The organism is Pantoea endophytica (assembly GCF_002858935.1).
Lineage (GTDB): Bacteria > Pseudomonadota > Gammaproteobacteria > Enterobacterales > Enterobacteriaceae > Pantoea > Pantoea leporis.
Map to the genome: position 1 here is coordinate 551,732 of NZ_PJRT01000005.1, position 12,999 is coordinate 564,730.

Sequence of the window (12,999 nt, forward strand, 5' to 3'; positions counted from 1 at the left end):
TTGACGTTGTCTGATAATGTGCACTTCTGTGGGTTGCCACAGAAGTGCATTATTGTTTTTACCATACTAATAATTATTTACCGGAAGTAATTACAATGAAAGCAAGAAAGGTGAGACAGTGTTGTCTGCCTTTCGCGTTGAGCATTCTGATGTCTGCCACATTTTCAGCTCACGCTGAAGATGCAGCTGAGTCTGCAGCTCTTATTGCGAAAGGCAAGTATCTGGCTATTGCTGCGGACTGTGGAGCTTGCCACACCGCACCGAATCAGGGCAAGGAAATGTCGGGTGGCTATATTATCTCCTCGCCGTTGGGGAATATTGTTGCCAGTAATATCACGCCATCAAAAACCGCCGGCATTGGCGATTATAGCGAACAAGATTTTGTTAAAGCCGTGCGAAGTGGCATTAATAAACAGGGGCAACATCTTTATCCGGCGATGCCTTACACCTCATATGCGAAAATTTCTGATGCCGATATGCATGCGCTGTATGTTTATTTTATGCACGGTGTAAAAGCAGACGATAATGTACCGCCAGCAACGGATTTGCCTTTCCCGTTTAATATTCGTTCAAGTATGTTCTTCTGGAATATGCTGTTTGCCGATAATAAGCCGTTTATTCCGGCAAAAGATAAATCTGATGTGGTTAATCGCGGTGATTATCTGGTCAATGCATTGGCGCACTGCGATACCTGCCATACGCCACGTAACGCGCTGATGGGGCAAAACAATGCTCAGGCCCTCAGCGGTGGCAGCCTGGGCAGTTGGTATGCGCCGAATATCACTCCCGATCAACAAGCCGGCATTGGCAACTGGAGCAATGCGCAGATCGCGCAATATCTCAAAACGGGCCATGTTGCAGGCAAAGCGCAGGCAGCAGGTCCGATGGCGGAAGCTGTCGAGCACAGCTTACAGCATCTATCTGATGACGATATCAAGGCGATAGTGGCTTATCTGCGGCAGATCCCCGCAGTGACTCAGGCCACCCATTCGCCACGCGACGCGCTTGGCAAACCTGCAACAGATGAAGCGGCGCTGCGCGCGGTTAAAAATCCTGATGCGGGCTGGCAGGTTTACGCCAGCTCTTGCGCTAACTGCCATCAGGCGGATGGTGCGGGCAATCACTTCTATCCTTCGCTGTTTCATAACACCGCCACTGGCGCACCGCAGGCCGATAACCTGATTGCCACCATTGTCTACGGCGTACATCGCCAGATTGATGGCAAAGATGTGGTAATGCCCGCTTTCGGCCCGGATGGATTATTTACCGATCGACTGAGCGATCGGCAAATTGCCGACGTCAGTAACTACGTGCTGAAAAACTTTGGTAATTCTCAGCTGAACGTAACGCCTGAACAGGTGAAAACCGTGCGTGAAGGCGGCCAGCGCCCGCTGATTGCACGCCTGGCGCAGCCTACTGTGTGGGGCGGTGGCGCGGTAGTTGTCATTATTTTACTGGTGCTGCTGGTTTCAATTTCGCGTAAGGGGAAAAAGCATGGCGCATAACCTTTCCCGACGTCGTTTGCTGCAAGGCATGGGTATTTTGTCACTCGGCGCGATGTGTAATTCCCTGTTCCCGGCGCGCGCTCTGGCTGCCGATCAGCTGGCTAAAAATGGTTTTCTGACCGTTTCGCAGTTCCTGGTGAGTCTCCCGGTCGGCCCGATTTTGGGGCAGCGCTATTTCGATGCCTTAAATCGCCATAATGCCGACTTCACACACCGGCTTAGCAGCCTGCAGGCATTGTTGCAGCAGCATAATTTTGCTCATGTCGACGAATTTCTTGCCGCATTTGGGGCCGATAATTCTGATTGGCAAACGGCAAAACGCATCATTTCTGCGTGGTACACCGGCGTGGTCGGTGACGGCAGCGATCTGGAGTTGATCGCGTATGCCGATGCGATGATGTACCTGCCCACCAAAGATATTCTGGTGGTCCCAACCTATGGCGGCGGGCCGTTCTACTGGGCAGTAACGCAAGATGGCAAAGTGGCAACCACAGGAGAAGGCGCATGAGTGCACAAAAAGTCGATGCCGATGTGATCATCATTGGCTCGGGCGTGATGGGCGGGTTGATCGCCTGCCAGATGGCGAAAGCGGGTAAATCGGTGATCATCCTCGAGGCGGGCCCGCGAGTCTCTCGTCAGGAAATCGTCGAACGTTTCCGTAATTCCCCATTCAAGATGTCGTTAACCAACATCAAATTACAGGGCGTGGGTTCGCCTTACCCCAATCCGCCGCATATTCCGTCCACCTACGGTGACTATTTGCAGCAGGTTGGGCCGGTTAAATATCCCACCAAATACCTGCGCGTTGTCGGTGGCACGACCTGGCACTTTGGCTCCGCGTTGTGGCGCATGATCCCCAACGATTTCAAACTTAACACCCTTTACGGTCGTGGCCGCGACTGGCCTTTTGGTTACGACGAGCTGGAGTCGTGGTATGGCAAAGCCGAGCATGAGCTGGGCGTTTCAGGCGTCGATGGACAAGATGAAAGTGGGCAGGGCGGCAAAGCCTGGCCACCGCGATCTACGCCATTCCCGATGCCGGGTTTACCAACCAGTTATCTGTTTGATCGCCTAACCGAGATGTTGGGTAAAGGCGGTTATAACCCGGTACTGGAACCGAACGGTCGCGCGACTAAGCCGTGGGGTAAGCGCCCGATGTGTGGCGGCAACAATAACTGCAATCCGGTTTGCCCCATCGCCGCCAAATATGATGGCTCGATGCATATTGATGAAGCGGAACGTTTGGGAGCGAGGCTGCTGGATAACGCGGTGGTCTACCGTATTGAAGCGGCGGATGACGGCAAAATCACCGGCATTTGGTATAAAAAGCCGGATGGTTCCGAGCACCATTTAACCGCCGACTACTTTGTGCTGGCGGCCTACGGTATCGAATCGCCCAAGCTACTGTTGATGTCGACGTCGGAGAAATATCCCAACGGCATCGCAAACTCTTCCGATCAGGTGGGGCGCAATTTGATGGGCCACACCGGCATTAGTATGAACGTGATGATGTCGGAAGATGTGTGGCCAGGTCAGGGGCCGACTGAATTACTGGTGTATCTGAACAACCGCGATGGCGCCTTCCGCAAGGATTTCCCCAGCTACAAGATCAAAGTGCGTAACACGGTGCCAACTGCAGATTATGCTGCATCGCTCATTGAGAAAGGCGTGCTGGGCTCCAAACTGGATGCTGAAATCCGCCGCCAGTCGGCGCGCTCGCTGAACTTCGCTATTGATTTTGAAACCTTGCCGCTGGCGGAAAACCGCGTTACGCCGAGCAAGACGAAAAAAGATGCGATTGGTATTCCGTTGCCGGAGATTTATTACAGCGTGACGGATTACTGGCATGCCGGGAAAGAAGCGGGCATCAAAGATTTTCACAGGTTTGCAGAGCTGCTGAATGCGGAAATATTATCGATCGATACTAAGTTTCAGGATCGCCAGCACATCATGGGCACCACCATTATGGGCGATGATCCCCACAATTCAGTGGTAGATCGCGATTGCCGCACGCACGATCATCCCAATATGTGGATTGCCGGAACCAGTGTGATGCCGTCGGCGTCATGCATGAACCCAACCTTGACCGGCGCGGCGTTGAGCTTGCGTTTGGCTGAGCATATGTTGCAGACCATGAAGTCGGAAGTAGCAGGTTAGGTGGGAATCGGTCGCCATAAATGGAGACCCTACGTTGGAGCGGTGCGCATTGATGCGCACCGGCTCAAATAATCACTTTTTATTCGAAATTAGCGTGCCTTTCAGGCCGTGCGGCTCGGAGCGCAGATACTGCGGTGGCGCTTTGGCCTGCGCGCCCAATTCAGCGGCGGCATGCCACGGCCAGCGCGGGTCGTAAAGTACTGCGCGCGCCAGCGCGATCAAATCTGCGTCACCTACCTGCAATGCTTGTTCTGCCTGCTTTGGTTCCGTAATCAAGCCTACGCCAATCACCGGAATCTTTACCTGTTTGCGGATGTCGCGTGCAAAAGGCAATTGATAACCGGGACCGACCGTGATTTTCTGCTGCGGTGACAAGCCGCCACTGGAGACGTGCACATAATCGCTGCCCGCCGCTTCGAGTTGCTGGCTGAAGACAATCGACTGCTCAACATCCCAGCCACCGTCAACCCAATCCGTTGCAGAGAGGCGCACACCTACCGCCACTGAATCTGGCACGGCGCTGCGCACCGCATGGAACACTTCCAGAGGGAAACGCAGACGATTCTCCAGCGAGCCGCCGTACTCATCCTCACGCTGGTTACTCAGTGGCGACAGGAACTGATGCAGCAAATAGCCGTGCGCAGCATGCAGTTCAATCAACTGGATACCGAGTTTCGCCGCACGCTGCGCGCTGTCAACGAAGGCCAGTTTCAGGCGCTCAAGATCCTGTTTACTTAGCGCAACCGGTGCGCGATCTTCAGGATTAAAGGCTTGCGCGGATGGTGCAACGGTTTGCCAGCCACCTTGCTCCAGCGACAGCTGATTGCCGCCCAGCCACGGCGCGGCGCAGGACGCTTTGCGTCCGGCGTGACCGAGTTGAATACCAATGGGAGTGTCAGAATAGTGACGGATATCTTGCAGAACGCTGGCTAAAGCCGCTTCCGTTGCATCATCCCACAAGCCTAAATCGCCCGGAGAAATACGTCCGGCGGCTTCCACTGCTGTCGCCTCAATGATCAGCAAACCGGCGCCGGAAAGTGCCAGTTGCCCGAGATGAATGCGGTGCCAGGCGCTGGCTTTGCCATCCTCCGCAGAGTATTGGCACATCGGCGCGATGACGATGCGATTATCGAGCGTTAACTTACCCAGTTGCGTCGTACTAAACAGTAAACTCATTGAAACCTCATCTTCAGTGGCTGAATGGCTTTAAGCTTAGGGCGAAAAGCGCATTTTGCAGAGGGCTATGAGTTTGAATGTTGTAGCAAAAAGTAAGTTAAGCGGAATGTGCCGCCGCAAGTCGAAACGCATCAGACATTTTTTCCTGCTCACGTTGTGATAACCCCAAATGTCTGGCGACTATGCGCCATTGCGCAACAATGCTGCTGAATTTTTCAATGATAGTTTCGGCTTCACGTGCCTTCAGCCGGAAATAGGGCGCAACTTCCCGCGCCAAATCGAGATCAAGCGCATTATCAGCTGCCGTCACATTTAATTTTAGGCCATCAGCATAGGGCACTGGATTGAGATCGAAGGCGGCAGATAACCGCCAGCCCTTGTCTGGAACCAGAATAAATCCATGATTACGCAGATGATCATCGCTGTTAGAAACCAGCATATTAAAGACTATCCGCGACCACAGCTCGCGTAAATCAGCATTGGTTTGGGAGCCATGACGAATCAATACTTCTGCCAGTTCGAGATAACTCACTCCGGTAGACGCATCTTCGCCATCAATATGGCCAGTCATGGTCATCGCGGAGGCAAAGTGCAGACGCTTTCCTTCGGGCGTGCGATCGAAACGGCGCACCATGAAACAGTGATAATCGCTGGCAAATTTTTTCGCCATCGCAGCGGCAACGTCAAGTTCACAAGCCGTGGCGAGAGCATTGACGACCATTTCCCATCCACCCACATCATATTCATCGCGGATGCTGGGGAACTTGGCGATAAATAGCTGACCTTCCTCATCAACCACACTGGCTTTGGGCCGTGCGCCACCCAGAGAACCGCCTGGAGCGATCAACATCCTGAGCCATTCATGTCCCTGAACAGCACGGTTATCCGGATCGCTTTCCAGCGCGCGGCTTGCACGTTCAAGTGCTGCGATTTCAGTAAATGGGGGAGCCGCAATTTCCAATCTGTTATCAAGAAATTCCCCCTGATCCTCCAGCCGGTAACGCAAAGCACCCACGCGATACAGGTCATGAACCCCCAGTAAAAAATCGGATTCAAACATGCGCGTGCCGGAAGGCAATAATCCGCCACGGATATCGCGTTCCAGACGACGCTCCATCAATAAGCGTCCCCATCTGTCGGGGCTGGAATCGCCAAACACTCCAAATCCAGCACGATTGTGGGCAGGATATTGTGGCCCTTCGAATAAGTGGATGCCGGGATCTAACTGGATCAACATCAAATCGGGATCGCTAAGCGCTTGCGGATCATACTGAAATTCAAAAGATTCACGCGCCCGGCTGCGGCGAATATGCAGATAACCGAGACGTTTTGGTTGCTTGAGTCCGTTCCAGTCGGCGTAGACGCTAATCATGGTCATTGTCGGGTCCTATTTTTTCTTCCCTGAAATTAGCAGTGAGGCGAGGCCGGCAGAGGTGACTGTCTGAGCGTTTTTTTGCTCAACTCCGCGCTCATTCGCCTCAGCTACCTGCGTGCTGTTCTCACCCTCATCAACCTTATACGCTGATTTAGCAGCAAATAATTTAGTCGTTGAGGTAAGACGTGCATCCTGTAGTTGGCGACCCAAAGTATCCTCAGCAGCCAGCAGATTGAGATCCTGTTCGAGTCCTAACACCTGCATCACAGCCAGATAGGCTCCGATAGTCACACCCGCGCTACCCGCTTCAAGCGAACGCAACGTCATCGGGGTCATTCCCGCGCGTTCCGCCACCTGTTTAGCCGTAAGTTTTCTTCTTTTACGAGCGAGTTTTAATCGCTCTCCAAAAGCGGCAAGCATTTCGCTCGTTTGAGGAAGAAGCAGAGAAGTTCGCTGTGCCATTGTGTCACTATTTTATCTTTAAATGGGGTTAATGGATAAAATATTAGCACTTTTTCGATCTGTCTTCCATTTTTAATGATTAAATAAAAAACGAAAAAGTGTTAATAAATTAGCATTAAATGAACCTAAAAGATAAAATATTAGCACTTTAATTTAAAACGCCGCCTATCGCCAGCCGCGCGCTTTATCATTGCCGGTGCGCACCGCCAGTGAATGCGCTGCACGTTGCGAACGCGCCATCACCTCTTTTTGATTGAGCTGGGTAAACTCCCCGGCTCGCAGCAGATAAGCGCCATCAACAAACACATCGCTGACCTCGTGGCCGAGCGCCGAGTAGACCAACGATGAAACCGGATGATGGATTGGCGTCATCGCAGGATGCGAAGTATCAACGATCACCACATCGGCGCGTTTGCCGACTTCCAGCGAACCCACCAGATGTTCAAGTCCAATTGCCCGCGCACCGTCGATGGTGGCCATCTCCAGCACTTTTTCCGCCGTCATAATGGTGGGATCGCGGTGCACGCCTCTTTGCAGCAGCGCCGCCACTTTCATCGCCTGAAAAAGATTGTGATTGTTGCTGCTGGCCGGGCCGTCTGACCCCAAACCAACGGTTAAGCCGGCAGCCAGCATCTCCGGAATCGGCGGCACGCCGGAAGCGAGGTAGAGATTGCTGCAGGGATTGTGCGACACGCGCGTGTCATGATGTTTGAGTGCGCGGATGTCGCGCGAATTGCACTGCACGCAATGCACCGCCAGCACGTCCGGGCCGAGGAAACCGATATCGCTGAGGAATTCGGTATCGCTGGCCTGAAAACGCAGCTTTGTCTGCTCGATCTCAAAATCGGTTTCCGCCACATGCGTAGTGATCAGCACGCCGGTTTCATCCGCCAGCTGGCGCGTGCCGCGCAGCACTTTCTCATCCAGCGCCCAAATCATGCTCGGTGCCAGACCGACTTTTACCCGGCCATCGACCTGGTGATAACGATCGATCACCGCGCGCGCATCGGCCAGCGCCTGTTCAGGCGTTTCGATCAGTTCGGCAGGAATGCCATGCTCAGCGCCGCTGGTGAGAAAACCGCGACACACATGACCGCGAATGCCGCTGACTTCAAAGGCCTCGATCACTTTGGCGGTTAATCCTGGACGCGGATGCGCGTACATAAAATCGACCAGCGACGTGACGCCCGAACGCAGTGATTCCATGCAGCCGTGCAGCGCGGCGGCGTAAACATCCTCTTCGGTCAACGCCACGGCGCTGGGTCCGGTCATGCAGGTGAACCACTTTTTCAGCACCATGTCATCGCCGAGACCTTTCAGCAGCGTCTGAAACAGATGCGTATGCGTGTTCACCATGCCCGGCATAATAATGCGTTCGCGGCAGTCGATAATTTCGGCTTCAGGATAGCGCTGCTGCAAAGCGTCGCGCGTGCCGATGGCGCGAATGGTTTTATCTTCAATCAGCAAACTGGCCTGTTCCAGAATCTCGCGTTGCGGATTCATGGTGATAATCCAGCCGTCAGCCAGCAGATAACTCATGAGGCGTTCTCCAGTTGCTGCTGTAATTCAGCGGCATTGACCACAAAACCAAAGCATTGCTGCACGTTATACAGCGTGGCATCGCGGCAATAAGCCGGCGAGGTGGTGGCGCTGCAATCTTCCAGCAGCAGGCAGTCGTAACCGCGAAAGTTGGCATCCTGTAAGGTGCAAAGCACGCACTGATCGACATTAACACCGGCAAACAGCAGCGTGGTGACGTTGAGATTGCGTAGAATGCTGTCGAGTTCGCTGTCCTGAAATCCGGACATGCGGTATTTGTTGACGCGAATGTCATTGGCATCCGGCGTCAGTTCGTCCACTACTTCCGCCGCCCAACTGCCGGCCTGCAACACTGGCGCGCCGGAAACCGGCAGCGGATCGCCTAATCCCACGCCATCACCATTCGGGTTATAGACGTGCAGCAGCGCAGGGCTGAGATTGAGTTTATCAGCGCGATTGCCCCAATTGAGCCAAATCACCGGCACCTGTGCAGCGCGCAGCGTCGGCAGCAAGGCTTGCAGCGGCGCAATTGGCGCGCGCGCGGGCGTGACATCGACGCCGATATGCCCGAGCCAGCCTTCGGCATGACAAAAGTCGTTCTGCATATCAATCACCAGGATCGCCGTGCGCTGCAGATCAAAAATCACTGAACGTTCACGCGATGTAAGCTGCACGCTGCGCGACACCTGCGCTGGACGCCGCGTATCAACCACGTGCGCTGAAACGCGCCATTGATTGTGTCGACTGCTGCCTAAAACGTTCTCCGGCATATCAGGCTCCCGTTAACACGCGGATATCTTCAGCATCGAGCGTGACAGGGTCACCTCTACGAATCAGTTCGGAGAAGCCTTCATTCGGCGTCATCACCGTCAGCGTATAGAGTTTGCTGTTGCCGGTATTACGAATGGCGTGATCGTTGCCCGGATGCAGCAGCAGGGAATCGCCTTTCCTTATCTCAAGTTCATCATCGTTACAGCGCGCCACGCCTTCGCCGTGCAGCACATAGAAGAACTCGTGCGCGGTGGCGTGTTCATTCGGTGGCGTCGCGCCGCCGACGTTGAAGATCTCTACCACAAAGATGTTCTCAATGCCGTCTGACGGCTTGTCGAACAAGATGGCGAAATAGTTGCTGCTGTCCGCACTGATACGGAACGCCTTAACATCCGCAAGATTGTTGAAACGAAACGATTTCATAATTTATTCCTTTCGATAAGGCTGCGTTAATGCGCCGGGTTGCAATGTGCGTCCCACCACGCCGGACATCGCCAGAATGGTGAGCAAGTAAGGCAGCGCCAGCAGCACCTGCGGCGGCAGCGTGTTTTCAAACAGCTGTAGCGAGAGTTGCAGGGCATCTGCGGCGCCAAAAATAAAAGCGGCGACCAGCGCTTTAAGCGGGCTCCAGCGTCCAAAGATGACAATCGCCAGCGCGATAAAACCTTGTCCACTGACGATGTTGTCGCGGAACAGGCCGATCTGCGCCGTGACCAGATAGCTGCCCGCCAATCCAGCGCCCACGCAGGAGAACAGCACGCCCCACGTGCGGATCTTCAACACGTTGAGCCCGGCGGCATGTGCCGCGCACGGGTTTTCGCCCACCGCACGCAGCGACAGGCCAAAGCGGGTGTGAAACAGACCAAAGTGCGCCAGCACCGCCAGCAGCAAAGTGAGATAGAGCGGCAGCGGCTGCTGGAACAGAATCGGGCCAATAAACGGCAGCGAAGAGAGCAGCGGCACATGCCAGGGTTCGAGCATTGGGATGGTGGGCGAGGATGCATTGCCCATCACCAGCGCGTAAATCCAGGTGGCTAATCCCGCTGCCAATATATTGAAGACGATGCCCACCACAATCTGGCTGGCATGGGCGCGCAGGTAGAGCGCCGCCAGCACGCAGCCAACCAGCAGTCCGCCGACGCCACCGGCGATAAAGCCCAGCGCGGTCGATCCGCTCTCCACCGCCGTCATGTGGCTGGAAAGCGCGCCCAGCAGAATAGTGCCTTCAATACCGATATTCAGTACGCCGGAGCGTTCGGCATAGATCTCGCCCAGCGCCGCCAGTAATACCGGACCGGCAAGGCGCACTGCGGCGGCCAGCCAACTGACGAAAAAAGCGGTATCGAGATTCATCCACAGATTCATGAGTGTTCCTCCGCCAGATGGCTGCGCGATTTACGCCCGCCGGGCAGGTTGATGCGGTAATAGCGCAGCAGATCGCCCGCCAGAATCAGTAGCACCACCAGACTTTGCAGAATCAGCACCACCGAAGTGGGTAAGCCAGTTTGGCGCTGCATGGCGCTACCGCCCACTTCCAGCCCGCCATAGAGAATGGCGGTCGGGATCACCAGCAGCGGATTGAGGCGTGCCAGCAAAGCCACCACCACGCCGATAAAGCCGACGCCGCCGGAAATGCCTTCCATCAGGCGATGTTGCACGCCTAATACCGCGCACAATCCCGCCAGCGCAGCCAATCCGCCGCCGAGCAGCACCGCGCCCATTTGGCGGCGATTGACATCCACGCCGCTGTAGCGCGCCGCGCGCGGATTCAGCCCGGCAATTTTGATTTCGAAACCGGCGGGCGTGGCACGCATCAGCCAGAAGACAAACAGCGTGGCGACTAGCGCGATGGCGATGCCCCAATGTGCGCGCATGCCGTTCATCACAAACGGCAGCCAGCTCTCCACCGGCAAACGTGGCGTCTGCGGCAGATCGCCCGGCGCGCGCATTGGGCCGGAAACCAGATACTGCACCATGAACAGCGCCACATAGTTGGCCATCAGCGAAATCAGCACATCGTTGCCGCCAAATTTCACCCGTAACGCGCCAACCCAACCGGCCCAAATGGCGCCCGCGAGGAAGGCGGTAATCAGCACCATCGGCCAGTAGAGCAGCGCGGGAATCGCCCACGGAAAGCCTTGCGGCGTACCCGACAGCGCGATCCAGCTGGCCGCCGCGGCACCCAGCAGAAAACAGCCTTCGAAGCCGATATAACCGAGCCCGGCGCGCCACACAACGATGGTTGCCAGCGCGATCAGCATCAGCGGCGTGGATTGCACCAGGCTGAGACCGAAGCTGCGCAGCGAGCCAAAAGCGGCATCAAACAGGAAGCCATAAGCCGAGAGCGGATTGCCGCCAAACGGGATAAACAGCAAGCCGGCAATGATGAAAGCGGCAAGGATGCCGCAAAAACTGGTTAATACTAGCGCGCCGCTGGATTCGGCGGGCGCCAGACGTCGCTCAAGCAGCTTCTTCATGGTTGCCTCTGGTTTTTTTCAGGTGCGCGCCCGCCATCAGTTCGCCGAGGCGTTCTGGCGTGGCGTCGGCGGCGTCCATTTCTCCGGCAATCTGGCCGCTGTACATCACCGCGATGCGATCGGAGAGATTGATGATCTCCTCCAGCTCGGCGGAGATCATCAGAATGGCGCAGCCGCGATCGCGCGCCGCCATCAAACCCTGCCACACGCTCTCAATCGCGCCGACATCCAGCCCACGCGTGGGCTGTTCAACCACTAATAAGCAGGGATTGCTGGCGACTTCGCGCCCGAGAATCAACTTTTGCAGGTTACCGCCGGAGAGTTTTCCGGCTTCGAAATCGGCATCCGGCGTGCGTACCGCAAAGCGGGCGATGATGTCGCGCGCATGCTGGCTAATGCGCTGGCGATCCAGCAGCCAGCCGCCCGCGCGGGTAAAGGTGCGCTGGCGGCCGAGCATGGCGTTATCGGTAATCGATAAATCGGTCACCGAACCGACGCCACGCCGATCCGCCGGAATAAAACTGATGCCTTTATGGCGGCGCGTAGCGGGGGAATCGTCGCTGATGTCTTCGCCATTCAGCAGAATGCGGCCTGCTTCCAGTTCACGCAGGTTAAGGAGCGCTTCCGCCAGCTCCGATTGACCGTTGCCTTCCACACCGGCAATGCCGAGGATTTCGCCAGCGGCGACGTTGAGCGACACGCGCCAGATTTTCTGCTGGCCGCTGGCATCACGCACCGCAATGCTATCCACCTGCAACACGGTTTTGCCCGGCTGGCACGGCGTTTTTTCGACGCGCAGCACCACATCGCGCCCAACCATGCGGCGTGCCAGATCGCGCTCCGAGGTGTCTTTAATATCCACCGAATCCACCATTTTGCCGCCGCGCATCACCGAAACGTGATGGGCAATCGCCATGATTTCATACAGTTTGTGAGTGACAATCACTACCGAACGGCCTTCTGCGCACAGTGATTTCAGGGTAGCGAACAGGCCGGCTTTCTCCTGCGGCGTCAGCACCGCCGTCGGTTCGTCGAGAATCAGCACCTGCGCATCACGGTACAACAGCTTGAGGATCTCCACACGTTGCTGCACGCCAATCGGCAAATGCTGCACTTTCGCCCAGGGATCGATCGCCAGCCCGTGTTTATCCGACAGCGCCTGCAAACGCGCCGCCGCCGCGCGCAGATCAAGTACGCCGCTGGCGGCTTCTTTCAATCCCAGCACCACGTTTTCCACCACGCTCATCGGCTGCACCAGCATGAATTCCTGATGCACCATGCCAATGCCGCAGGCGATGGCATCGCTGGGATCGCGAAAACGCTGCGCCTGGCCATCCACCTCAATGCTGCCTTCATCGGCCTGATACAGGCCGTAAAGGATTTGCATCAGCGTGCTTTTGCCCGCGCCGTTTTCACCCAGCAGCGCGTGGATTTCGCCGGCTTTAATGCTGAGCGACACGTCATCATTGGCCACCACGCGCGCAAAGCGTTTGGTGATATTTTTCAGCGCGACGCGGATGTTTGCTGTTGCTGTCAT

The 12,999-nt window shown here is 55.7% G+C and carries 12 protein-coding genes; 3 read left to right on the plus strand and 9 right to left on the minus strand.

Annotation, left to right across the window (positions count from 1 at the left end):
* The first annotated feature begins 95 nt into the window (after nucleotides 1-95).
* From PZBJ_RS04970 to PZBJ_RS04980, 3 genes are read left to right on the plus strand one after another with little or no spacing between them, the layout of a single operon-like run.
* Entirely contained in the window at nucleotides 96-1,505 is a 1,410-nt protein-coding gene (locus tag PZBJ_RS04970) for a c-type cytochrome (protein WP_101761472.1), read from the plus strand.
* On the plus strand, nucleotides 1,495-2,013 hold the full coding sequence (locus tag PZBJ_RS04975; RefSeq protein WP_101761473.1) for a sugar dehydrogenase complex small subunit: 519 nt from the start codon (nucleotides 1,495-1,497) through the stop codon (nucleotides 2,011-2,013). Before PZBJ_RS04970 ends, PZBJ_RS04975 begins: the two co-directional genes overlap by 11 nt.
* Nucleotides 2,010-3,662, plus strand: a complete 1,653-nt coding sequence (locus PZBJ_RS04980) for a GMC family oxidoreductase (protein ID WP_101761474.1) — start codon at nucleotides 2,010-2,012, stop codon at nucleotides 3,660-3,662. Before PZBJ_RS04975 ends, PZBJ_RS04980 begins: the two co-directional genes overlap by 4 nt.
* A 72-nt stretch (nucleotides 3,663-3,734) precedes the next feature.
* Here the strand turns inward: PZBJ_RS04980 and PZBJ_RS04985 are convergent, their stop codons facing one another.
* The 9 genes from PZBJ_RS04985 to PZBJ_RS05025 form a co-directional block, all read right to left on the minus strand.
* Entirely contained in the window at nucleotides 3,735-4,838 is a 1,104-nt protein-coding gene (locus PZBJ_RS04985) for an NADH:flavin oxidoreductase/NADH oxidase (RefSeq protein WP_101761475.1), read from the minus strand.
* 97 nt (nucleotides 4,839-4,935) lie between these two features.
* Entirely contained in the window at nucleotides 4,936-6,216 is a 1,281-nt protein-coding gene (locus PZBJ_RS04990) for a type II toxin-antitoxin system HipA family toxin (protein WP_101761476.1), read from the minus strand.
* Between the two features lie 9 nt (nucleotides 6,217-6,225).
* Nucleotides 6,226-6,675: a helix-turn-helix domain-containing protein gene (locus PZBJ_RS04995; protein WP_101761477.1), complete on the minus strand. Its 450-nt coding sequence runs from the start codon at nucleotides 6,673-6,675 to the stop codon at nucleotides 6,226-6,228.
* Nucleotides 6,676-6,840: 165 nt separating this feature from the next.
* Entirely contained in the window at nucleotides 6,841-8,214 is a 1,374-nt protein-coding gene (locus tag PZBJ_RS05000; RefSeq protein WP_101761478.1) for an amidohydrolase family protein, read from the minus strand.
* Nucleotides 8,211-8,984 carry a cysteine hydrolase family protein gene (locus PZBJ_RS05005; RefSeq protein WP_101761479.1) on the minus strand — a complete coding sequence of 258 codons (774 nt, stop codon included), beginning with the start codon at nucleotides 8,982-8,984 and terminating at the stop codon, nucleotides 8,211-8,213. The genes PZBJ_RS05000 and PZBJ_RS05005 overlap by 4 nt, the downstream gene beginning before the upstream one ends.
* 1 nt (nucleotide 8,985) lies before the next feature.
* Complete coding sequence (locus tag PZBJ_RS05010; RefSeq protein ID WP_101761480.1) at nucleotides 8,986-9,408, minus strand: cupin domain-containing protein; 423 nt, start codon at nucleotides 9,406-9,408, stop codon at nucleotides 8,986-8,988.
* A gap of 3 nt (nucleotides 9,409-9,411) precedes the next feature.
* Complete coding sequence (locus tag PZBJ_RS05015; protein WP_101761481.1) at nucleotides 9,412-10,350, minus strand: ABC transporter permease; 939 nt, start codon at nucleotides 10,348-10,350, stop codon at nucleotides 9,412-9,414.
* Nucleotides 10,347-11,462, minus strand: coding sequence for an ABC transporter permease (locus PZBJ_RS05020; protein WP_101761482.1), 1,116 nt, complete (start codon nucleotides 11,460-11,462; stop codon nucleotides 10,347-10,349). Before PZBJ_RS05020 ends, PZBJ_RS05015 begins: the two co-directional genes overlap by 4 nt.
* Nucleotides 11,446-12,999 carry an ABC transporter ATP-binding protein gene (locus PZBJ_RS05025; RefSeq protein WP_101761483.1) on the minus strand — a complete coding sequence of 518 codons (1,554 nt, stop codon included), beginning with the start codon at nucleotides 12,997-12,999 and terminating at the stop codon, nucleotides 11,446-11,448. The genes PZBJ_RS05020 and PZBJ_RS05025 overlap by 17 nt, the downstream gene beginning before the upstream one ends.

Excerpts from the sequence above, each read along its gene's own strand:
- PZBJ_RS04980 (WP_101761474.1), top strand. The coding sequence starts at position 2,010 with ATGAGTGCACAAAAAGTCGATGCCGATGTGATCATCATTGGCTCGGGC.
- PZBJ_RS05020 (WP_101761482.1), bottom strand. The coding sequence starts at position 11,462 with ATGAAGAAGCTGCTTGAGCGACGTCTGGCGCCCGCCGAATCCAGCGGC.
- PZBJ_RS04970 (WP_101761472.1), top strand. The coding sequence starts at position 96 with ATGAAAGCAAGAAAGGTGAGACAGTGTTGTCTGCCTTTCGCGTTGAGC.
- PZBJ_RS04995 (WP_101761477.1), bottom strand. The coding sequence starts at position 6,675 with ATGGCACAGCGAACTTCTCTGCTTCTTCCTCAAACGAGCGAAATGCTT.
- PZBJ_RS04985 (WP_101761475.1), bottom strand. The coding sequence starts at position 4,838 with ATGAGTTTACTGTTTAGTACGACGCAACTGGGTAAGTTAACGCTCGAT.
- PZBJ_RS04990 (WP_101761476.1), bottom strand. The coding sequence starts at position 6,216 with ATGACCATGATTAGCGTCTACGCCGACTGGAACGGACTCAAGCAACCA.
- PZBJ_RS04975 (WP_101761473.1), top strand. The coding sequence starts at position 1,495 with ATGGCGCATAACCTTTCCCGACGTCGTTTGCTGCAAGGCATGGGTATT.
- PZBJ_RS05025 (WP_101761483.1), bottom strand. The coding sequence starts at position 12,999 with ATGACAGCAACAGCAAACATCCGCGTCGCGCTGAAAAATATCACCAAA.
- PZBJ_RS05010 (WP_101761480.1), bottom strand. The coding sequence starts at position 9,408 with ATGAAATCGTTTCGTTTCAACAATCTTGCGGATGTTAAGGCGTTCCGT.
- PZBJ_RS05005 (WP_101761479.1), bottom strand. The coding sequence starts at position 8,984 with ATGCCGGAGAACGTTTTAGGCAGCAGTCGACACAATCAATGGCGCGTT.
- PZBJ_RS05000 (WP_101761478.1), bottom strand. The coding sequence starts at position 8,214 with ATGAGTTATCTGCTGGCTGACGGCTGGATTATCACCATGAATCCGCAA.
- PZBJ_RS05015 (WP_101761481.1), bottom strand. The coding sequence starts at position 10,350 with ATGAATCTGTGGATGAATCTCGATACCGCTTTTTTCGTCAGTTGGCTG.